The 23,307-nt window shown below is 24.0% G+C and carries 17 protein-coding genes and 1 pseudogene; 2 read left to right on the forward strand and 16 right to left on the reverse strand.

What is annotated here, in order from left to right; genetic code table 11:
• The 16 genes and pseudogenes from MBBAR_RS09675 to MBBAR_RS09750 form a co-directional block, all read right to left on the reverse strand.
• A partial coding sequence (locus MBBAR_RS09675) for an A24 family peptidase (RefSeq protein WP_143746194.1) occupies nt 1–659 on the reverse strand: 659 nt, incomplete at its 3' end.
• Between the two features lie 500 nt (nt 660–1,159).
• A complete protein-coding gene (gene pyrG, locus MBBAR_RS09680; protein WP_282956057.1) occupies nt 1,160–2,773 on the reverse strand; it encodes a glutamine hydrolyzing CTP synthase in 1,614 nt (537 codons plus the stop codon).
• A 231-nt stretch (nt 2,774–3,004) separates the two neighbouring features.
• On the reverse strand, nt 3,005–4,219 hold the full coding sequence (locus MBBAR_RS09685) for a cofactor-independent phosphoglycerate mutase (RefSeq protein WP_080461142.1): 1,215 nt from the start codon (nt 4,217–4,219) through the stop codon (nt 3,005–3,007).
• A 129-nt stretch (nt 4,220–4,348) separates the two neighbouring features.
• Nucleotides 4,349–5,368, reverse strand: coding sequence for a homoserine dehydrogenase (locus MBBAR_RS09690; protein ID WP_080461143.1), 1,020 nt, complete (start codon nt 5,366–5,368; stop codon nt 4,349–4,351).
• Nucleotides 5,369–5,593: 225 nt separating this feature from the next.
• On the reverse strand, nt 5,594–6,079 hold the full coding sequence (locus MBBAR_RS09695) for an amino acid-binding protein (RefSeq protein WP_080461144.1): 486 nt from the start codon (nt 6,077–6,079) through the stop codon (nt 5,594–5,596).
• Between the two features lie 468 nt (nt 6,080–6,547).
• Nucleotides 6,548–6,763 carry an Asp-tRNA(Asn) amidotransferase subunit GatC gene (gene gatC / locus MBBAR_RS09700; RefSeq protein ID WP_080461145.1) on the reverse strand — a complete coding sequence of 72 codons (216 nt, stop codon included), beginning with the start codon at nt 6,761–6,763 and terminating at the stop codon, nt 6,548–6,550.
• Nucleotides 6,764–7,045: 282 nt separating this feature from the next.
• Nucleotides 7,046–7,639 carry a CDP-alcohol phosphatidyltransferase family protein gene (locus MBBAR_RS09705; RefSeq protein WP_080461146.1) on the reverse strand — a complete coding sequence of 198 codons (594 nt, stop codon included), beginning with the start codon at nt 7,637–7,639 and terminating at the stop codon, nt 7,046–7,048.
• A 13-nt stretch (nt 7,640–7,652) separates the two neighbouring features.
• Complete coding sequence (locus MBBAR_RS09710; protein ID WP_080461147.1) at nt 7,653–8,363, reverse strand: 2Fe-2S iron-sulfur cluster-binding protein; 711 nt, start codon at nt 8,361–8,363, stop codon at nt 7,653–7,655.
• Nucleotides 8,364–8,484: 121 nt separating this feature from the next.
• Nucleotides 8,485–10,299 (reverse strand): FAD-binding protein, encoded by a 1,815-nt coding sequence (locus MBBAR_RS09715; RefSeq protein ID WP_080461148.1) that lies wholly within the window; start codon nt 10,297–10,299, stop codon nt 8,485–8,487.
• A gap of 84 nt (nt 10,300–10,383) precedes the next feature.
• Nucleotides 10,384–10,920 carry a pilus assembly protein PilX gene (locus tag MBBAR_RS09720; protein ID WP_080461149.1) on the reverse strand — a complete coding sequence of 179 codons (537 nt, stop codon included), beginning with the start codon at nt 10,918–10,920 and terminating at the stop codon, nt 10,384–10,386.
• A gap of 357 nt (nt 10,921–11,277) precedes the next feature.
• Complete coding sequence (locus MBBAR_RS09725) at nt 11,278–13,074, reverse strand: asparagine synthase family protein (RefSeq protein WP_158082582.1); 1,797 nt, start codon at nt 13,072–13,074, stop codon at nt 11,278–11,280.
• A gap of 348 nt (nt 13,075–13,422) precedes the next feature.
• Nucleotides 13,423–13,785 (reverse strand): annotated as a pseudogene (locus MBBAR_RS09730) (transcriptional regulator); the annotation flags it as partial.
• 198 nt (nt 13,786–13,983) lie between these two features.
• Entirely contained in the window at nt 13,984–14,622 is a 639-nt protein-coding gene (cysE, locus tag MBBAR_RS09735) for a serine O-acetyltransferase (RefSeq protein ID WP_211272934.1), read from the reverse strand.
• Between the two features lie 375 nt (nt 14,623–14,997).
• Complete coding sequence (gene metX, locus MBBAR_RS09740; RefSeq protein ID WP_080461151.1) at nt 14,998–16,467, reverse strand: homoserine O-acetyltransferase MetX; 1,470 nt, start codon at nt 16,465–16,467, stop codon at nt 14,998–15,000.
• Nucleotides 16,468–17,174: 707 nt separating this feature from the next.
• A complete protein-coding gene (locus MBBAR_RS09745; RefSeq protein ID WP_080461152.1) occupies nt 17,175–18,470 on the reverse strand; it encodes an O-acetylhomoserine aminocarboxypropyltransferase/cysteine synthase family protein in 1,296 nt (431 codons plus the stop codon).
• 719 nt (nt 18,471–19,189) lie between these two features.
• Nucleotides 19,190–19,564, reverse strand: coding sequence for an iron chaperone (locus MBBAR_RS09750; protein WP_080461168.1), 375 nt, complete (start codon nt 19,562–19,564; stop codon nt 19,190–19,192).
• 772 nt (nt 19,565–20,336) lie between these two features.
• Here MBBAR_RS09750 and cysS point away from each other — a divergent pair.
• Both cysS and cysK read left to right on the forward strand, forming a co-directional pair.
• Nucleotides 20,337–21,854 (forward strand): cysteine--tRNA ligase, encoded by a 1,518-nt coding sequence (gene cysS / locus MBBAR_RS09760; RefSeq protein WP_080461154.1) that lies wholly within the window; start codon nt 20,337–20,339, stop codon nt 21,852–21,854.
• Nucleotides 21,855–21,990: 136 nt separating this feature from the next.
• Nucleotides 21,991–22,959, forward strand: a complete 969-nt coding sequence (gene cysK, locus MBBAR_RS09765) for a cysteine synthase A (RefSeq protein WP_080461155.1) — start codon at nt 21,991–21,993, stop codon at nt 22,957–22,959.
• Nucleotides 22,960–23,307 lie beyond the last annotated feature (348 nt).

The following is a 23,307-nucleotide window of genomic DNA, read 5'->3' on the forward strand; positions in this document are numbered from 1 at the left end:
TCCATGATATTATCCAAAAAAATCCTTTTTTTAAAATTTATAATATTTTTAAAATAAAATTTACATAAACTTTCCATACTTAGATTAGATTCATGATTATAACATTTAAAATCATACTTAAAATAATTATTAAAATAATTTTTAAATTTATCTTTAAAATAATCTTTAAAATGATTATTATTAAAATAATTAATCAATATAAATAATACTAAAAAAGGAAAAGAAATTAATATACTATTAAATATTATTGTTAATGGAAATGGATAAATAGCTATTACAGGAAAATCAACCTTATATATACTAAATAAGGTTTGATGGTTAATTAAAAATGGTTGAATAGGTAAAACAGAGCTAATTGCTGTAATTAATTTAACATCTCCTCCACCCCATAATCTAATTTTCCACAATATATAGCATAAAACAAAAGTAATTATAGACAATACTATAGAGTTTATAATCATAAGACTATTTTTAAAAATAATGGAAAAAATGAAATTGATTATGATACCTAATAAAAACAAAGTAAATGTCAGTTTGTTTGGAATTTTATAATATTTTAAATCAGAAAATGTAGCTATCATAGCGAATATTAAGACTATTAAAATTGAAGATAATATTAAAATGTTTTCATAGCTAATATTTAAATTATTTAATATCATATTCCATCAATCCATATTTATAACAATATTTGCCTTTATAAAAAGTTTTATAAAGAATTGTAATTATTTGATAAATTATTTATTTGATTAATTTTATATTTGATTAATTATCTGATCAATGAATATATTGATAAAACTACTATTTAAATTATTACTTTTTTTAAAAATAATATTACTTTATACTTCTAAAATTTCTAAATTTATATAAAATTGTTTTAAAAATAAAAAATATAGATAAAAAACATTATAAAAATAACAACTAAAAAACAAAGAAAAAAAACTCTAAATTAAAAATAAAGAATATTAAAGAATATTGATGAAAAATAGGTAAAATAGGCAAAAATATTGATAAATTAAATATTAAAATATTAAAGCCTAAAAATAAACTAAAAAATAAAAACAAATTAAAAAAATAAGCCAAAAAATAAATTAAAAAATTAAACTAAAAAATATAATTAAATAAAAAATTAAATAAAAAAATTCTGAAAATAAAAGTTTAATTATTTATTTTTAGAATAATTAGATGCAGCTTCCATAAATGATACAAATAACGGATGAGCATTATTAGGTCGTGATTTAAACTCAGGATGAAACTGACAACCTAAAAACCAAGGATGATCTGGAAGTTCTACAATTTCTACAAGGAAATCATCCGGAGAAGTACCAGAAATAACAAGACCTGCTTCTTGAAGTTCATCTCTAAACTCATTATTAAACTCATACCTATGTCTATGACGTTCTTTTATGATGTCTTCATTATATGAAAGATACGCCTTAGTATCTTTAATAAGTTTACAATCATAAGAACCTAAACGCATAGTTCCTCCCATTTGCTTAATCTCTTTTTGTTTTTCCATAAGATCTATAACAGGATACTGGATGTCTTTATCAAATTCAGTACTATTTGCATTTTTCATTTTATTTCTTCTAGCAAATTGTATTACCATAGAGTGCATTCCAAGACAAATTCCAAAAATAGGAACATCATTAACTATTGAGTATTCAACAGCATCAAGCTTACCTTCTACACCTCTTTCACCAAAACCTCCAGGAATAAGAATTCCATCAAGTTCCTTCAATTCTTCTTGATCAAGATCATCAACATCAGAGCTAATATATTTAAGATTTAGCTTAACACCAATTTGAGCTGCTGCATGTAATAAAGACTCTCTAATACTAATATAAGAATCTTCAAGCTCTATATATTTTCCAATTATAGCAATAGTAACAATAGGGTCTTTTTTCTGGAGAGATTTAACAGTAGCTTTCCATTCATCTAAATCTGCAGATTTAGTATCTACATCCAATTGTATCCTATTAGCTATAAAATTACCAACATTTTCTTTATCAAGAGTTAATGGAACTTCATAAATAGATGAGGCATCAGGAGCATTAACAACAGCATTAGGATCTACATCACAAAAATGAGCAATTTTTCGTTTCAGATCTTCATCAATAGGATCTTGACTTCTACAAACAATCATATCAGGATTTATGCCTGTACTACGAAGTTCTTTTGTACTATGTTGTGTTGGTTTTGTTTTAAATTCACCTGCAGCATTAAGGTAAGGAATAAATGTCACATGTACAAACATGACATTGTCATGACCTTCTTCATTCCTAAGTTGTCTTAAAGCTTCTAAAAATGGCTGACTTTCAATATCTCCAACAGTTCCACCAAGTTCAATCAAAATAATATCATAATCATTAATCCCTGCGGTTTTTCTTATCATTGATTTAATTTCATCAGTAATATGAGGAATTATCTGAACACAAGCTCCTAAAAATTCTCCTTCTCTTTCTTTTTCAATAACTGACTGATAAACTTTACCAGTAGTGATATTAGAAACTCCTGGAAGCTCAACGTCTAAAAAACGTTCATAATGACCTAAATCAAGATCACATTCCATCCCATCATAAGTCACAAAGACTTCACCATGTTGATAAGGGTTTAATGTACCAGAATCCCAGTTTAAATAAGGATCAATTTTAATAGCTCCTACTTTCAAACCATAGGATCGTAAAATTCTTCCAATAGATGCAGAAGTAATTCCTTTTCCAATTGAACTAACAACCCCACCAGTAATTATAATATATTTTGTCAGAACATCCACTCCATTATTTATTTAAAACACTTTTAAGATTAAAGAATTAAAATAATTTTTAATATGTTAATAATTTTTAATTATATTAATTCAAATATAAATTAAGCTTATTAATATATAATATTAATATATAAAATTAATATAAAAATTAATATGATTATAATTAATTTTATTCTAATTTTATCTAATATTACTTTATCATAATTAATATATAAATTAATATTAAGTAATATTAGATTTTTAAATTATCATCCTACTAACTAAATTATAAGCTTTATCAATTCCCAAAGACCCATCAATCACAGATTTTTCAGTATAAACTTTCACAGTATCTGAAGAATCCTCTTCAAAACTAGAATAAATAGCTAAAGGAACAGGGTCTCTAGTATGAGTTCTAATATCAATAGGAGTAGCATGATCAGGGAGAATAGCTATTTTATAATTTTCATAATCAGTAATATTATTCATTATTTGACCTAAAACATGTTTATCTATTCTTTCAATAGCTTTAATTTTTTCTTCAATGCTTCCAGCATGTCCTGCTTCATCAGGTGCTTCAACATGAACAAATAAAAAATCATTATTCTCTAAAGCATCAGAAGCATATTTACCTTTAGCCTTATAATCAGTGTCAAAATAGCCAGTAGCTCCAGGAACATCAATATTATTTAACCCTGCAAAAACTCCAATACCTTTTAATAAATCCACACCAGTAATGACAGAACCATTTAATCCAAAAATATCTTGAAATTTCGGCATTGAAGGTTTTAATCCTTGACCCCATAACCAAACCATATTCGCAGGCTTTTTATTATTAGCAATTCTTTCTTGATTAATAGGATGATTTTCTAAAACTTCTTTTGAATATAACATTATATTCTTTATATCTAAAAATTCATCAGAACTCCAATTTGTAAAATCATCAATATTTTGACCAACAATATCATGAGGAGGAGTAGTTTTTAAATCAGAAAGTTTTGAACCATTTTTAACAAATAAATGCCTATAACTTATTCCAGAATAGAATTTTCCATCTCCAAATTTATCAATGACTGAATTTTTTAAAAATTCCTTGTTTAAATCATTTATAAGGATAGCAGCTTCTTTAGAAGTTATATGACCTGCATTAAAATCATCAATTTTTCCATTTTTTTCAGTTATTAAATTACAACGAAAAATAACTTCTTCTTCACTAGTTTCAATACCCATGCTGCCTGCTTCAAGAGGACCTCTACCAGTATAATATTTTTGAGGATTATAACCAAAAATACTCATATTAGCTACATCAGAACCAGGTTCAAAATTATTTGGAACTGTATTTAATTGACCCGCCTTTCCTTTTCTAGTTAATTCATCAATATTGGGTTTATTAGCTACTTCTAGAGGAGTTTTATTCTTTAATTCAGATATAGGATAATCAGACATCCCATCCCCTATTAAAATTATATATTTCATATTAATTCCTGTGAATAATAAATAATTATTAAATTTTTTTGTATAATTTTTTAGTTATATAAATTATATTTGTATAACATATAGTTATATAACTTATATTTTTTAGATTTTAGTTATATAATTTTTTAACTAATATTTCTTTTTAATTATATTAATAATATCTGTAAGCATAGCAGAAGCTGTTTCAATAGATCCTGCACCTTTTCCAACAACAGTAACTTCATCTGCAAGGTCAGTTCTTATTGTAGCCATATTTAAAGTACCCTCAATAGCATAAGGACTATTATTTTTAACAAGTCTAGGAGATACACTAAGGCCCTCTTTAGATACTTCAGCTATTAGTTTAATAAGATAGCCTTCTTTTTTAGCTAATTCAATAGCTTCAGAAGTAATCTTTGAAATACCTTCTACTTTAACATCAGAATAAGTAGCTGGAACTTTAAAAATAGAATTAGCTAAAATCACAGTTTTACATGCTGCATCAATACCTTCAACATCTTGGGTCGGATCAGTTTCAGCTATTCCTAATTGTTGAGACTCTTCAAGAGTATTTTTATAGGATGATCCTTCAGTAGTCATTCTTGAAAGAATATAATTAGTTGTTCCATTTAAAATTCCAACAATCGAAGAAATATTTGAACTAGGTAAAGTTTCTTCAGCAAAATTTATAATAGGCATAGCTCCACCAACAGAAGCTTCATACTTAAATTCAGCATTATTTTTATCTGCAATAGCTATCATTTCAGAAAAGAACAAAGCTAAATGGCCTTTATTTGATGTTACAACGTCTTTCCCTGATTCAAAAGCTTTAATAGTTAGTGATTTTGCAGGTTCACCATCATCAATATTAGTGGGAGTAGCTTCAACTAATAAATCATAATCAACCTGATTTAAAACATCCAAACCATTAATATCACAACCAAAATCAGGATATTTAGATAGTGTTCCTTCTTTTTCCTTTGTTTCAATTAAAATTTTTTCATCTAATCCATCACCTGAAATAGCTGAAGAAGATGAATCAGCAACAGCTACTAACTTAAGGTTAACATCAAATTTATCCTTAATATTATCTTTTTTAATGGATATTGCTTCAGCCACTCCTTTACCAACAGCACCAAATCCCATTAAAATTATTTTTAAATCTTTCATTTTTCTTCCTCTAAAAATTTAAAAAGCATTTTTAAAAAAATATTAATTTTTAATATATATGATTTCATAAAATATATGATTATTGAGTATATTATAATCTATAAGATATAGCCAATAAAAAATAATTCATAAAATATAATTCATAAAATATAATTCATAAATATAAGATCATAATTTATGATATAAAATATGATTTATGATATAGAATTATAATCTATGGTATATTTATACTTCATTTACAACTAAAAGTCCTTTATTATCAGCAATATCTTGAATTTTATTGAGAACAATAGATTTTTTACCAGCATCAGATTCAACAATAATCATAGCAGAAGATTCTAATTCTTCTTCAAGTTTAACATCAAGACCAACGACTGATACTCCTTCAAGAGCATTAATCTTATCCATCGTATCTTTAATATCAGTATCAATAACATGACCAATTAAGATAGTACTGAGTTTTTCTTTTACAACTACTCCATCTAATTCAAGAATAGTTATATTCATTTCTTTTAATTTCTCTATAACTTGTTTAAGATTTCCTCTTTCACCTTCAATTGTTATTTGAACAGGAATCATTCCTCTTTCATTTTTAAAATCCCTTTGGTGAATAACAGTTACTAAATTTGTGCCAAGAGTACTAATTGGCTCAAGTACTGATAAAAGCTGCCCTGGAACATCTTGAAGTTCTAGAACTAAGTTCATTTTCATTTTATCACCCTTAAAAATAATGTTTCTATAATTTATACAATTAACATTTAATAAATAAATATAATTTAAATAAATATAATTTATATAAATAAATTTATAAAACAATAAATATCTAAATTTATAAAGTATTATACTCTATTCATAAATTCTATTTATATAGTATATTTATATACTCTATTAATAAATATGATATAGATATTTAAAAAATTTAATTAAAAATATTGATAATTTAAAAATATAAAATAACAATTTAATAAAAATAGATTATTGATAAAGATTTTATTCAAATGATTGAAATATATTGGACTATATAAAATCTTAAGTTTTAACCAATTAAACCTATCAAAATAATTAATATTTAATTATATTTTACTATTATATCCTATTAATAATATTAGTAGTCTCTTAATTAATATTAGTCTATAATTAAGCCTATAATTAATATTAGCATAGTAATTAATGTTATATCTAATTAATCCATTCAGCTTTTTTAACTAGTAAATGACCATCTTTATCGGTTTTAGCATTTTTCATGATTTTTTCTGGATTTTTTTCATTAGCTACATCTTTGCGTGTGAGATTCACATTATCAACTATGTAATGAGTTTCTTCAAGGTCCGGAATATTTTCAAGCGTCTTAGAAAAATCTTTAAGAATTTTTTCTGCATCTTTTTCAATTTTCATTATATAATATTTATTAATAAATTATATATAAAAGTTTTGTATTTTTCATGATTATATGGACTAAAATATAAATAGAAATTCACATTAAATTCACATTGATTTATCTACAAGCAAATAATCAATTGTTTTTAATATAATATCTTCAAAATTCTGGCTTAGATTTATAATAACTTATAAAAGTATAATAATCATTATAAGGAGGGTTAAACCATAAGATGTGAAAAAATCTAAAATTTATAGTCCTAAAAATTATATAAGGTCACAATCCTTGTTTAGAATAATTTATGCAATTTTAATCTTTATTAACCTTAGAATCGTGGAACTTATTGCTATAATTGTTAAAATAAGGATAGTGTAAGATATAATTCCTATTAATTGATAAGAAAATAAATAAATTATACAAACTAATCCCGGTAACAACATTGTAAGGATACCAAAACTCCTTCCAAGCCAATCAAAATATAAAAAATTATCTTTTTTAGTTTCAGAATGTATAGTAGAATTGATCTTTTTGTAATTTTTTAAAAATTTAGAAGTAATTACAAACTCAAGGAATTTAAAAATAACAATGAATAAAAACCAAATTGGAACAACATTCAAATAACATAAAATAGTTGTAGATAAAAATGAATAGAAAATATCTGCAAAAATATCTAAATTAGCACCAAAAGCACTTACGAAATTCAGTTTCCGAGCTAAGTAACCATCCAAAATATCAGATATTATAATAATAGAAAATAATAATAAAGATATTATTGACCCAGTTCCTAAAATTAAATCATATAAAGAAAAAATAAAAGGGATAGTTATTATAATTCTTATTGATGATAAAATATTAGGAATATTTTTAGTTAATTGAAAAATCATAGCGATCATATTGATATTTTAATCATAGTTTTTTACCCCAAACTATAATACGATTAGAATTAATTAACATTTCTTCAATTGGTAAATTAATTGGGCAAACATGATGGCATGAAAGAGATTTACCACATTTATCATAATAATTTTTGTTATAATTATTTATTATTTTATTTTTATGATCATTATTAGGACTTTGATTAATCAGCTTAAATATATTAACCATTCCTAGTGCACCAAGAAATTCACTCTTTTCACTAAAATTTGGACAAATTTCCAAACAACACCCACACATTAAGCATTTGGATGATTGATATTCCGAATCAATGATATTTAAATTTATTTTAGCTGTTTTTTCAAGCCATAAATGATTTTCAACCATTTTTTTAAATATATTTTCTCTATCCACAATTAAATCTTTAACTATAGGAAATTTACTTAGAGGTTCAATAGTAACTATTTTATCCTTATTTGATATATCTTTTAAAAAAGTTGAACATGCTAATGAAGGAACTCCATTAATTACCATTGCACAAGCTCCACATTTCTTTTGAAGACACCCACATTCCCATAAAATAGGTGAAGCATGATTTCCTAAGATATTAATTAATCTTTCTTTAGAATTTATTTCTTCAAGTACTGAAGCTATTGATGAATTAATATCTCCTTTAAATAGAAATGTTTCATAGTATGAGCATTTACCATTGTTTCTTTTTATTTTAATAAATACATTAATCATATTATCTTAAATACATTATATTATCTTAAATACTATATTATCTTAAATAAATTAAACATTATCTTATACATTGATTATTATCTTAAATTAACCTAAATTATCTAATCAAATAAATAAGCTTTCATTTTCTAAAATTAGGAATATCTTCAAAATTAATATTAATTTTATTATTATGATAATTCACAACAGTTATCTTTTTAAAATTTATATCATCAGTTTCTGGAAAATCTAAACGTTGATGAGCACCTCTACTTTCTTTCCTTATGATTGCACTTTTTAAAATAGATTTTCCTAAAATACAAAGATTTTCTATATTTAAATTTTCATAAATACTACTTTTACAGTCATAACAATCTTTGACTTTTTCATTAATCAATTTATTAATTAGAAAAATACCATTTTCAAGCTCTTTTTCTTCTCTAAAAATTCCTAAGCTTTTTTCTAATATATAACTTAATTCAGATTTTATTGAATAAATAGATGTTTTTTTATTTCTATTTTTCATTAAATCAATATTATTTTTTAGATAAGAAATTTCTTTTTTAAATATATCATCATACTCTTTTTTTAAATTTATATCATTTTTAATTTCACTAATATCACTTTCACTAATACTATTTTCAATATTATTAATAATGATATTTTTTATATCTAATTTAGACTTAATATCTTCTATAAAAGTATTTCCAGCAGTCACACCTCCAAATATTGCTCCAAGGATTGAATTTCCACCTATTCTATTTGCACCATGATACTGACAACAACATTCACCTGCAGCATACAAATAATTTACTGAAGAATTATGATGTTCATCGACTTTTATGCCTCCCATAAAGTAATGTATCCCTGGTTGAACTTCAATTGGCTCTTTTTTAGGATTTATATTTAAAAATGTTTCGCAATCCTCTAAAATATCCAATAAGTTATCTTCTAGCTTATCATTATTAATTTGAGTTAAATCTAAAAAGACAGAACTTTTTTTCATACTATTCTCTTTATCTGAAAAGATATTATTATCATTAATATTAGTATTATTATTCATAACATTATTATTCATAATCTTCCAAATTTCTTTAGATACTATGTCCCTAGGCATTAAATTTCCTAATTCAGGGTATTTTTCTTCCATAAAATAGCTTTTCTTATTATTATAATTAGTAAATAATCTTCCTCCTTCTCCACGTGCTGCTTCACTTATTAATAAGTTTTTTCTAGAAAATTTAACAGTTGTAGGATGATATTGAATGAATTCAGTGTTTGCTATGGAAACCCCAGAAACAAATAACTCGGCTGTTGTGATACTATTATTATTTAATGACCCTGTTGTGTTTCTAAACAATCCTTGCATTCCACCAGAAGCAATTATCACACCATCACCTTTTAATGGAATTATTTTATCAGTTTTATTATCAATAATTATGCACCCAATACAATTCCCAGTGTTATCTTTCACTAATTTAAGAAAAGAATGAGAACTTTTTCTTTTGATTAAACCTTTACTTTCATATTTGCGCAATTCTTGTATTAATGCAGACATTATTTGCTTTCCAGAGCTACTTTTAGCAAAAGCAGTTCTTTTTTTCTTTTGACCACCAAAATTTCTAAGATCAATATTTCCATTTTCATCTCTATTAAAAATAACTCCAAGCTGAACTAATCTATTTAGTATTGATGGTGCATTATCTGTTAATGCTTTAACTGCATTAGGATCTGCTAAATACCATCCTGACTTAATTGTATCTTCAAAATGATTTTCTACACTATCATTTTCATTTTTTGAATTTAAAGCAGCATTAATTCCTCCTTCAGCCATCACTGACTGAGACCTTTCAGCAGGCATGTTAGAAATTAAAATAACATTAAAGCCATTTTTAGCTACTGTTAAAGAAGCTGAAATACCTGCAAATCCTGATCCAATAATAATTATATTTGGCATATTGATTCCTACTACTTCATTTATTGTAAACTTAATTAAATTAGTTTATTGTATACTTAAAATTCATAAATAACACATATCAATTTACAACCAAGATATATAATATAGTAATATAGACATTATTAAAAATAATGTAATTGAAGATAAAATTAAAAAAATCTTTCTTTTTCTTTCAAATCCATTTGATATTCCTAATGAAATTAGAAGAGGATTTATATTAGAACAAATATGAATAAACAAAAAGATTATCAAAAGCATTTGACTAATCATGTTAATTGTAGTGAATTTAAAAACAACATACGTTCCATCAATTACTTGTCCATATATACCTAAATGAAAAAAAATTAATACAATTAATCCAAAACCAGTTATACGTCTTATCCAAAATAAAATATTTTTTCTAAAATAATTTTTTATATGACTATTACTAATAGCTATTGAGTTAATAGTAAATTTAATACCAATGAAAATATGAATTATTAATAAAAAAATTCCAATCCAAGCTAACCATTTAAAACTAAAGTATGATATACCAAGTAATACAGTAGATCCTGCAATACCATGTATCAAAATTATTAAAATCAATAAAACAGAAATTATTGCATTAATCTTTCTTATCATACTAATAAATCCTTGATTTATCATTTTCAATAATATTTAATATTGAAAATCATTTATTATATAAATTTACAATATTTCAATGATAATATCAATTATTTTCCATCTTTTTATTGCTAGAAAATATAACAATCGTTATTTATCAATTATTTATAACAATATATAAATTTTACTACAAATTTTATTACAGATTTTATTACAGATTTTATTACAGATTTTACTATAAATTTATTACTAATATATTATTATCATACTTAAATGATAATATATGATAATTTGTTTTTTATTAAGCAATCATGAAAAATAATTATTAAAAGTATAGTTTAATTAAAATTTAATAGTTATACAATAAATATAAACCTATTTGTTATTTAAATAGACATTTCTAATTTCATCAATCTTTTTATTTAAATCAATATCTTTTAAAACTTTTTTAATTAATATTTTATGAATTCCTGAACCATATTGAGCTGCTTTTTTAGGACGTTCTGCTATTTCCTTATCGATACCTATATCAATAGCTATATCTCTTAAAATTCTTTTTCTAAGTAAATCTTCATCAGAATTAATTTTATACTTAATTGGGATTTTAAGAGCAAAGTTAACTAATTTTTCATCTAGATAAGGAACTCTAAGATCAACACCATTAAAAGTAGCTATCTTATCATCTCTTTCAAAGTTAACATCATAACCATATTCAATATCATGAATCATGCTTTCTTGAGCAAATTCAGGGCCTTTTTCTTTAAAAGTTGTTAAATATTTGTAATATCCACCAAATAATTCATCTGCACCTTGACCTGCTAAAGTAACTGATATTCCATCATTAGAAGCCATTTTTGTAGCTAGATATAATGTCATTCCCACTCCAATTTTCATAAGGTTAGGCTCTTCAATAGCATCTAAAACAGGATTTAAACTTTCTCTAACAAGAGTTTCATCAATAATTGTTGTTTTAATAGGAAAATCTAAACTTTTAGCAACCTTTTTAGCATATTTCAAATCTTCAGAGCTTTCAACTCCAACAGTATAGAGGTTAACAGATATATCATCTGAAATATTTTTAAGTAAAGTAGCTAATATTGTACTATCAACTCCTCCAGAAAATATTAATCCAACTTTATCTGTGTTTAAGATCCTTTTATAAGTTGAATCAGTGAGTAGATTTATTAAAGAATATTTTATCTCATCATAACTCATTTTATTAATATCAAGATACTTTAATTTGTTATCTTGATTTTTTGATATATTAATTTGATTTAAATGATTTTTTACATTAAAATCATTATTTTTGTTATAATGATTTGTATTGTTATTATAATTATTATTATTATTATTATTTTTGTTATAATGGTTGTTTTTGTTATAATAATTATCTTTATTACCATTATAAAGATTATAATCAATATCCCATGGATTATTTTTTGGAGGGATTAAATCCCAATTATATAGAATATAACCTGGTTTTAATGATTTAATTTCTGAATCTTTAATACCAATTTTCCATAATGCTTTTTTTTCAGAGCTAAAAGAATTAAATGAATTATTGTTGATATGGTAATATAATGGTTTAATACCTATACTATCTCGAACAATACCTAAATTTTCACCATCAAATACAGCGAAACTATATTCTCCATCAATAATTTTAATAGATTTAATAATTGCTTCTTTTAGATTTGAGTGTTCTTGAAGGAATTTATATATTATTTTAGATAATAAAAGCCCTTGATTTAAATTTTTATTTTCATTCTCATTTAGATGGTCTTTTGTAAATGAAATATTAGTATAATTATTATTAATGTTATTAATATGGTTAATATAGTTATTATTAATATTACTATCCAATAAATTATTCAATTCATTTATATTATAAATTATTCCATCAAAAGCTAAAACAATGTTTTTATAACGAATAGGTTGCGATTCATTAATTTTAAACCTATCAGAATAATTAGAACCAATTCCTAAATTATAATCATCTTTAGAAGAAATATTACAGAATTTATCATTATAAATATAGCTATTATCTGACAAAAGAAATATTCCAGAAATATCATCTTTTTTAAAAGATTTAAAATTGGATTTTAGTGATTTTAGCATGAGATGTAAAATATTTCCATTAAATAATCCTTGTAATCCAACTATTCTAGTCATTGTATCAATATTTCCCATATAAAATAATTATCATATTCACTAATTATATTAAAATAATATAAAATAGTAAATATAAAATGGTATCAAGTAATATAAAATTGTATTAATGTAATATAAAATAATTAAAGCAATATAAAATTATATTAAATAACCATAGCAAATAAACATAGTAAATAACTACAGTAAATACAATATTAAATAACTATATTAAATAATTATATTAAATTTAAAAGTGTTTAATTAGATATCATAAAAAGGAACATAATCAGCAGGATCATCAGAACAAGCTTTACAGATTTCAGTAGAAATCCTTCCTTTTTTATCGATTATCTCATTATTATTGGCATTACTACCTAAGCAAGCTTTGCAACCTTCAGGTACTACATCTTTCTCTTTATGTAACATACACAATATATCTTCAGCTTTTGTTTTTCTACAAATTTCACACATTCTTGGGATTAACTCTCTTTTATCAACTTTTTCATTTTTTAAATCATAAGCTAAATTTTTTATCATTTCTAAAATTTCATCACAAAAACCTACCTCATTTCCTCTTTTATCACTAAGATATTGAGAAACAGCAGGCTGTGTAATATCTAAAACTGCAGAAATTTCTTTTTGTTTCATTCCTAAACTAAAAAGCTCTTTAGCTAAAACAGATCTTATCCCAGGTATTAAATACCATACAACAATTTCACATGGAGGTTTCATTTTTTAACAACTCTTTTCCAATGATTTTTTAATTAATATCAAATTTATTATATTATCCAATTTAATCTTTTAATTATTACTTAATAATTATTTTCTAATAATTATTATCTAATTTATTATAATTATCCAATTTATTATAATACTTCTTTTTAATTATTATAAAAATATATATAAAAAGTACTTGTTTGTAAATCATTCTTATTTATTTTTTTTAAGGGATTCAATTTCTTTTTCTAAGTATTCTTGTCTTTCAACAAGCTTTTCTAATTTTTCTTCAACTGGATCAGGGAGTTTTTGATGTTCTTGATCCATTGCACATTTTCTTTTTTCATGAACAACTCTTCCTGGAACACCTACAACAGTTGAGCCCATAGGAACATCTTTTAAAACAACAGAACCTGCTCCAATCTTTGAACCATTACCAAGATATATATTACCAATTACAAGTGCACCTGATCCAATAACAACACCATTACCAACAGTAGGATGTCTTTTTTCTTTAACTGTACTTGTTCCACCAAGCACAACACCTTGATACATTAAAACATCGTCCCCTATTTCTGCAGTTTCACCAATAACTACACCCATTCCATGATCAATAAAAACCCTACGACCAACTTTAGCAGCTGGATGAATTTCAATACCTGTAAAAAATCTATTTATAGATGCAATAAGTCTTGCTGAAAAATAATGATCATGATTCCATAAATAATGAGAAATTAAGTGATACCAAATAGCATGTACTCCAGAATAGCAGAAGAAAATTTCAAATGAGCTTCTTGCTGCAGGATCTCTAATATGCACCATTAATAAATCTTCTTTAATTCTTTTAAACATAATAATCAATTTATAATAATTTATAAATATTATATAAACCATACAAACTAGTAAAAATATATTACTAGTAAATGAATTATTAATATTAAGTAATTAACATTAAAATAATTTAATAAATACTAGAAGTATCTATATTAGAAGTATCTATATTAAAATTATCTCATTATAATATAATTCTCTTTATACTGTTCCATATATAATATAATTTTATTAATAGTGTTTATTAAAAGCAATATCATTAAAATATAATTATATGATTAAATCATAGCCATGAAATCTAAATATATATTAATATATAATATATTAATATATCTAATATATTGATATATAAACTATTAATACAAAAGTTGTTACTATATCATAAATTAAATATAATTAATCACTTAATAAATGGCTAATTTGATCAGTTGTAATAATTCCTTCTATTTTAAAATCATCATCAACTACAGGCAAACAAGAAATATCATTCTCTCTCATTTTCCTTGAAATTGAGTCTATAGTTTCATCAGATTTACAAGTAATTACATTCTTTGTCATTATTTCATCGAGACTACTACAATTAAGAGCTATAGATTTAGACAAATCCCATGCTGTAACAATTCCAAGTAACCTATTATCTTCATTAACAACAGGGAGATGAGTTACATAATCAGACATCATGAGCATTGCAACATCTTTAAGTTCCATATCCTTTTTAATGGTTGAAACATTCTCATCCATAAGATCTTCTGCTAATGTATTAGTTAAAAAATTAGCCACAACATAGTTAAGTTGCCCTCCTTCTAAAAGAAATGCATCATGACCATATGTAGATTTTAATTCAGCATAGCTAACATCAACACTATTAGCATTCAAAGCCATTAAAATATCTTTAGATTGATCTGGAGGATAAAGCCAATCAGAATCAATAGCTATTACTTGAACCTTAGATTTAATATTCTTAAAACCTTCAATTAATGAGCCATTACTTGAAAGATCAAAATAATCTATAGCTTTAGTTATATAAAGATAAGAATTAGCATCAAAACGCTTAACAAATGCATCTCCTTGATAGTGAAGATAGCTCTCAACCTGGAAATCCATAGAAAAATCATAGCTAACTTCTTTTTTATCTTTAAGATCTCTTCCAAATTTTTCATACATGGATTCATCACTAAGATAAGTAATATGGGCTATCATCCTAGCTAAAGCAAGACCATTTCTTGGACCAATTTCTTTGTCATAATAATCCCCATTATTCCAATGAGAATCTGTAATTATTGCTTGACGCCCTACTTCATTGAAAGCTATTTGTTGAGGTGAAGAGTGAGCTGTAGTTGCTATAGGGATAGCTTTTTTAACCATATCAGGATAAGAAACAATCCATTGTAAAACTTGCATTCCACCCATAGATCCACCGACAACAGCTAATAGTTTATCGATATTTAAGTTTTCTACAAGTTTCTTCTGAGCTTTGACCATGTCTTTAATAGTGATAACTGGAAAATCTAGATTATATGTTTTACTTGTAGCTGGGTTTATAGAAGATGGTCCAGTTGATCCACTGCAACCTCCAAGAATATTAGAGGAAATAATAAAGTATTTTTCACTATCAAGTGCTTTTCCAGGACCTATTAATATTTCCCACCAGCCAGGTTTTTTATCTTCATAATGCCAACCTGCAGCATGTGCATCACCAGACAATGCATGGCAAACTAAAATAGCATTATTTTTTTCCTTATTTAATTTACCATAGGTTTCATAAGCTATAGTAACATCTTTGAGAATCTTTCCTGATTCTAATTTTAAATCTTTATCCATGTTGAAAAATTTAGTTTCAACAGAACCAACAGACTCTTTTTTCATAGTAACAACATATATTATATTTTTCATTAATATTAATTTTTCTAATAGATATTTTTTCTAATAGATTTTATTTTATTACAGTTTATTTTATTACACATTTTAATATATTATTTAATATATTATATTTTATTTTAATATACCTTTTATTTTAATATTATATTTTTCATTTTAATATATTTATTTTAATTATATTTTATTTTAATTATATATAATTTAATATTATTTTTTAATATAACCTATAATTTATTTTAATTGTTAATTAAATACATTTAATATTATATAATATTACAATAGTTATAATTTAAGTTAGAATCTTGATATTAAGAATAAAAATAATCTTAATAAATAAGAATAAATATTAAATTTAAATATTAGATGTAAATAATTAGACTTAAATATTCAATTTAAATATTTAATTTAAATATTAAATTTAAGTATTAAACTTAGATAAATATTGAACTTAAGAAATAAGCATTACATTTTAATATAAAAATCATGATAAAAATATAACTATAGTAATATTTATTATATTAGTAAATTTTGATTAATAAATATTTTGATAAAAAAGTAAGAATTAAAAATAAAAAATTAGAAAAAAAGTTAAAAAATAAATTAAATTAATATAAAACTTATTAGCTAATATTTTTTAGCTAATAGAAGTTTATTTAAAGTAAATTTATTTAATAATTTAACATTTAACTATTGAATTAATTAATAGCTTTATTTAATGCTTGATCAATATCAGCTATAATATCTTCAACATCTTCCACTCCAACAGATAATCTAATAGAATCAGGAGTAACACCAGTGGTTAATTGTTCTTCTGGGCTTAATTGAGAATGAGTAGTTGAAGCTGGATGTATAACTAAAGATTTAGAATCTCCAATATTAGCTAAGTGAGATAATAATTCAACACTATTTATGAACTTTTTACCTTCTTCAATTCCACCTTTAATACCAAAACCAACTAAAGCACCGAATCCTCCTTTTAAATATTTTTTAGCATTTTTATGAGATGGATCGTCCTCAAGTCCAGGATAAGTTACCCAAGAAACAGCATCATGACCTTTTAAGAATTTAGCTACTTCAAAAGCGTTTTCACTGTGTTGTTTTACTCTTAAAGATAAAGTTTCAGTTCCTTGCAATAACAAGAATGCATTAAATGGACTTAATGTTGGTCCAACATCTCTAAGGAAGTTTCCCCTAGCTTTTATAATATAAGCTAATTCACCAAATGCTTCAGTATATACTAAACCATTATAAGCAGGATCTGGTGTTGTAAATTCTGGGAATTTTCCATTAGTCCAATCAAATTCACCACCAGTAATAATTAACCCTCCAAGAGTAGTACCATGACCACCAAGGAATTTAGTTGCAGAGTCAACAACAATATCTGCACCATATTCTATTGGTTTTACAAGTCCAACAGCAGCAGTATTATCAACAATTAAAGGAATATCATTTTCATGAGCTATTTTAGCTAATCCTTCAAAGTCAGGAATATCCAATTTAGGGTTTCCTAGTGATTCAGCAAACAATGCCTTAGTATTTGAATCTATAGCATTTGCATAAGCATCTAAATCTTGAGAATCCACAAATTTAACTTCACGCCCAAAGTTAGGGAAAGTATTGTTGAATAAAGAGTAAGTACCACCATAAAGGTTGTCACCAGATACAATATTTTCACCTACACTAGATAGGTTTAATATTGAAGTTGTTATTGCAGCAGCACCTGATGAAAAGGATAAACCTGCGATCCCTCCTTCAATAGCTGCAACTCTTTGTTCAAGAACATCGTTAGTTGGATTTGTTAATCTTGAATAAATCTGTCCAAATTCTTGAAGTGCAAAAAGATTTGCTGCATGATCTGTATCATTAAAAACATACGAGGTTGTTTGATATATAGGCACAGCTCTTGCACCAGTTACCGGATCTGGTTCTTCTTGTCCAGCATGTAATTCATTAGTCCTGTTTCCATATTTTTTGTTATTATTGTCAGTCATTTTAAAAACACCTTTAATTTTGAGAATTTTAATGTTATTAAATTTAAATCTATTTTAACATTAATCTATCTTTAATATTAATCTATATTAATAAGTTTAAATATATAATCTATATTAATATATCTATATTAATATAAGTTTAATATATATTATATACTAGTTTTTATTATATACTAGTTTTAATATTTTTACTATAACTGTTATTTAACTAGATAAGCTTGACATAAAATAGGATTATCAATATAATACTTATTTAGCTATTAATTGAGATAGATATCTAATTAATCTACTATTTTTGTATATTTTATATTTTTATATCCTATTTAGAGATATTAAATATATTGTTTCTAATTAATGAAAATTAAAATTTAATATAGAATTCAATTATTATCAGTATTAAGAAAATTATTATACATTCTAATCTAATATTACTATTATAAATCAATATTATTTATCCTAAATCAATATTATTTAATATCATTTAATATTATATTTTCATATATTATATTTTCAGTTTATAGATTGTTTAATACTTTAATAAATATTTAATAATATTTAATATTGATTTTCTGCTTATGTATATAATGTTTTTTCTTAATATAACAGTGTAATATAACTATTGTTATATTTTACTTATAAATGTTTTGGTTAGATAAGTTAATGATAAAAAATATCCACTAAGATTTATATTATTATATAAAATTATATAAAATATTACATTATGAAATATTGTTTTCTTTTTCTTTTTTGTTTTCTTGAACTCTAAATTCCACGATTTTTCTTATTAAATCATAGGGTATAGGTTCATTATATTGGAATTGGACAGTGCCTTTAGATGTTTTGTACTTTGAAAGATCCTCTTTAAAGTTTTCAATTCCATTTGGGTTTGGATAAAATCCAATATGTTTTTTATAGGCTGCAAAATGAACTAAATTTTTGTTTAAGTAAAAAGTAGGTATTCCCCAACTTATTTTTTCAGTAGCCTCAGGTGCAACTTCTTTTATTGTTTTTCTAATCTTTTCTAAGATTTTCTGAATATTTTCAGGAAAATTTGATATATATTCATCAATAGTTTCAACACTATCTTCTCCCATAATTTCACCATTTAACATTTTATACAAAATATTATTAGTATATATTATGTTTTTTATAACTATTATTTTTTTTACTATATTTCTTTTCTTTCTTATTATTTTTTTATCCTTCATTTTTATTATTTTTTTTCCTTATCCTTATTTTTATTATCCTTTTTTTTGTTATTATTAGTTATTATTAGTTATTATTGATTATTATTGGTTATTATTTGTATTATTAATATTATTATTAATGACATTAGTATAATTATTAGTTTTACTATTAGCATTGTTATTAATATTATTAGTATTATTATTAAGATTAATATCGATATTAATATTACTATTAAGATTAGTACTGATATTAGTATTACTATTAATATTAATAGTATTATTATTAAGATTAATATTAAGATTAGTACTGATATTAGTATTACTATTAATATTAGTATTGATATTACTATTAATATTTAATATATTATTTATTTTAACAATATTCAGAAATAATTACATTTATATATAATGATAACAAATATAACAATTGTTATATTATATATTTTTGTTATGTTGTATTTTATGTTATTATATTATACCTCTTGTATAATCTACATCCAAATACTATAATTATCAACATTTATATAGTATAATTATTAATATAACAATTGTAATATAAACTATTAATTATATTTTCATTTTATTTAAGCATTTGGTGTGGTTTAATAGAATATTAAAAATATATTTAATAGCAAATATTAACTAATAGAAATAATATATAAAATCAAAGAGGTAAAAAATGTTAATATATAATACAATGAAGCGGGAAAAAGAGTTCTTTGAAAAAAAAAGATATAACAAAAACATTAATCTCTTTGTTTGTGGCCCTACAGTTTATGATGATGCTCATATAGGGCATGGTCGAACATATATAGCCTTTGATATGATAAAATCCTATTTAGAATTTATTGGATACTCAGTATTTTATATAGAAAATATTACTGACATTGATGATAAAATTATCATGCGAGCTAAAGAGAATAATACTGACCCTGCAGATTTAGCTATATATTACGAAAAAAGGTTTAAAGAAGATATGGAAAAGCTTAATGCTGATTCTGTAAATCTTTATCCTAGAGCTACATATCACATGAATGAGATTTTCAATCAAATTCAAGTATTAATTGATAAAGGATTTGCTTATGAAACTGAAACTGGAGTTTATTTCGAAACTTCAAAATTTAAAGATTTTGGAAAACTTTCTAATAGAGATTTAGAAAAGCTTGATTCTCATAGAATAAATGTTGATTCAACAAAAAAAGATCCTAAAGACTTTGCTTTATGGAAAAAAACCAATGAAAATCCATACTATGAATCTAAATGGGGAAATGGTAGGCCTGGTTGGCATATTGAAGATACTGCAATAACTGAAAAATACTTTGGTCCTCAATATGATATTCATGGTGGAGGTCTTGATTTAATATTCCCACATCACGATGCAGAAATAGCACAGATGGAAGCAATTTCTGGAAAAGAGCCACTAGTAAAATATTGGATGCATACAGGATTTTTAAATGTTGATGGTGTTAAGATGTCAAAATCCCTTGGAAACTTTATAACAATTAGAGATTTACTTGAAAAATGGGATCCTATGGCATATAGGCTTTTCGTACTATCAACCCACTATAGAAGTCCTATTGACTTTTCTTCAAAATCATTAGAACAAGCCTCAAAAAATCTTGATAGATTGAATAAAACAATAGAGAATTTAAAAGATACTTCAATAAAATTAGAAGAATTTTCTTCTATTAAAATTCTTAATGAAACAAATGAAATAGAGTCTAAAAATTCTAAAAATAATTTAGATAATAACTTAGATAAAGATAGTTTAGATAAAAATAACTTAGATAAAGATAATTTAGATAATGATAATTTAGATAAAGTTAATTTAGCTAAAGAGGAATTTTTAAAAAACATGGATGATGATTTTAACACTCCAAAAGCATTAGCTACAATTTTAAGCTTTACAAAAATTATTAATAACAATATTAAAATAATAAATGAAAAAGAAGCTAAAGAACTTGGTATAGCTGATTATAAATTTATTCAAGAATCTTTATCTCTTTTAAAAGATTTTAATTCTGTATTTAGGCTTGATTTATTTGATAAAAAAGAGGAAGTTGAAGAAGATAAATCTTCTGAGTTATTAGAAATTATAATAAACACTAGAGAAAAATTAAGAGAATCTAAAAATTATCAATTATCTGATGAAATTAGAGATAAATTAAATGAAATAGGAATCAATATCGAAGATTAAGAGGAATCAATTTTAAAATTAAGAAGAATCAATATCAAAGACTAAAAATAACTATTTCAAAAGATTAAGAATAATTTATTTTAAAATCATAAGATAATCATAGATTAAAAAAAAGAAATATATTGAGATGAAAAAAATGACTAGTAAAAAAATTGCAAACAATGTATCTGAGTTAGTAGGAAATACACCATTACTAAAAATAAATAATCAAGACCCTGATTTAAAAGCAGAGTTAGTAGGTAAATTAGAGTCTTTTAACCCACTTAGCAGTGTAAAAGATAGAATTTCTGTTGGAATGATTGACAAAGCTGAAGAAGAAGGTTTAATAGATAAAGGCACAGTACTTATCGAACCAACTAGTGGAAATACTGGTATTGGACTTGCTTTTGTTGCAGCTAGTAGAGGTTATAGACTTATTTTAACTATGCCAGATACAATGTCAATTGAAAGAAGAAAGTTATTAGCTATCTTTGGAGCAGAAATTGTATTGACTCCTGGAGCAAATGGAATGAATGGTGCAATAGCAAAAGCTGATGAATTGTTAGAAGAGATTGATAATAGTTTTTCAGTTCGTCAATTTTCAAATCCAGTGAATGTTGAAACACACTATAGTACTACAGCTGAAGAAATTTGGAATGATACTGATGGAAATGTTGATATTGTTGTAGGTGGTGTAGGTACTGGAGGTACAATAACTGGAGTAGGTAAAAAATTAAAAGAAAGTGATAAAAATCCTGATGTTAAAATAGTTGCAGTTGAACCTGCATCTTCACCAGTACTATCTGGAGAAAATCCAGGACCTCATAAAATACAAGGAATAGGAGCAGGATTTGTACCAGACATATATCAAAGTGAGTTAATTGATGAAATTATTCGAGTAAAAGATGAAGATGCTTCAAAAACCATGCTAAGCTTAGCTGCAAAAGAAGGAATTCTTGTAGGAATTTCATCAGGAGCTGCAGCATATGCAGGAATTCAATTAGCTAAAAAAGAGGAGAATAAAGGAAAAAGAATAGTAGTAATATTACCTGATACTGGTGAAAGATATCTTTCAATGGATTGGGTATTTGAAGATATTTATAAAGAATATTCTGATGTATTATAAATAAAGGTCAGATTTTATAAGTCTATCTATTTTATAGGCTGTATATAGGTCTGTATATTTTATTTTCTAATATCAATAATATCTCTAATATTGAATAATATTAAAAAGACCTATATATTATATAATTATTAATATTCTTTTTATCTTCATATATTTTAAATTCTTAAATTATCTTAAATTATATATACGAAAATTGTTTTTATAAAATTATAAGTATATTAACCAGTTAAACTATATTAATCAAGTTAATTAATAATAATAAGTTAAAAAATCATATTAAAGCTATAAATATCTCTAATAAAAATATTTTTAATAAATATATCTTTAATAATAATATTTCTAATAAAA

Source organism: Methanobrevibacter arboriphilus JCM 13429 = DSM 1125 (assembly GCF_002072215.1).
In the GTDB taxonomy this organism is placed as follows: domain Archaea; phylum Methanobacteriota; class Methanobacteria; order Methanobacteriales; family Methanobacteriaceae; genus Methanobinarius; species Methanobinarius arboriphilicus.

Coding starts and splice junctions, on each gene's coding strand:
- cysK (WP_080461155.1), top strand. CDS start 21,991: ATGACTAGTAAAAAAATTGCAAACAATGTATCTGAGTTAGTAGGAAAT.
- metX (WP_080461151.1), bottom strand. CDS start 16,467: ATGAAAAAAGAGTCTGTTGGTTCTGTTGAAACTAAATTTTTCAACATG.
- cysE (WP_211272934.1), bottom strand. CDS start 14,622: ATGTTTAAAAGAATTAAAGAAGATTTATTAATGGTGCATATTAGAGAT.
- MBBAR_RS09715 (WP_080461148.1), bottom strand. CDS start 10,299: ATGCCAAATATAATTATTATTGGATCAGGATTTGCAGGTATTTCAGCT.
- MBBAR_RS09690 (WP_080461143.1), bottom strand. CDS start 5,368: ATGAAAGATTTAAAAATAATTTTAATGGGATTTGGTGCTGTTGGTAAA.
- MBBAR_RS09705 (WP_080461146.1), bottom strand. CDS start 7,639: ATGATCGCTATGATTTTTCAATTAACTAAAAATATTCCTAATATTTTA.
- MBBAR_RS09685 (WP_080461142.1), bottom strand. CDS start 4,219: ATGAAATATATAATTTTAATAGGGGATGGGATGTCTGATTATCCTATA.
- MBBAR_RS09725 (WP_158082582.1), bottom strand. CDS start 13,074: ATGACTAGAATAGTTGGATTACAAGGATTATTTAATGGAAATATTTTA.
- gatC (WP_080461145.1), bottom strand. CDS start 6,763: ATGAAAATTGAAAAAGATGCAGAAAAAATTCTTAAAGATTTTTCTAAG.
- MBBAR_RS09695 (WP_080461144.1), bottom strand. CDS start 6,079: ATGAAAATGAACTTAGTTCTAGAACTTCAAGATGTTCCAGGGCAGCTT.
- MBBAR_RS09710 (WP_080461147.1), bottom strand. CDS start 8,363: ATGATTAATGTATTTATTAAAATAAAAAGAAACAATGGTAAATGCTCA.
- cysS (WP_080461154.1), top strand. CDS start 20,337: ATGTTAATATATAATACAATGAAGCGGGAAAAAGAGTTCTTTGAAAAA.
- MBBAR_RS09720 (WP_080461149.1), bottom strand. CDS start 10,920: ATGATAAGAAAGATTAATGCAATAATTTCTGTTTTATTGATTTTAATA.
- MBBAR_RS09745 (WP_080461152.1), bottom strand. CDS start 18,470: ATGACTGACAATAATAACAAAAAATATGGAAACAGGACTAATGAATTA.
- MBBAR_RS09750 (WP_080461168.1), bottom strand. CDS start 19,564: ATGGGAGAAGATAGTGTTGAAACTATTGATGAATATATATCAAATTTT.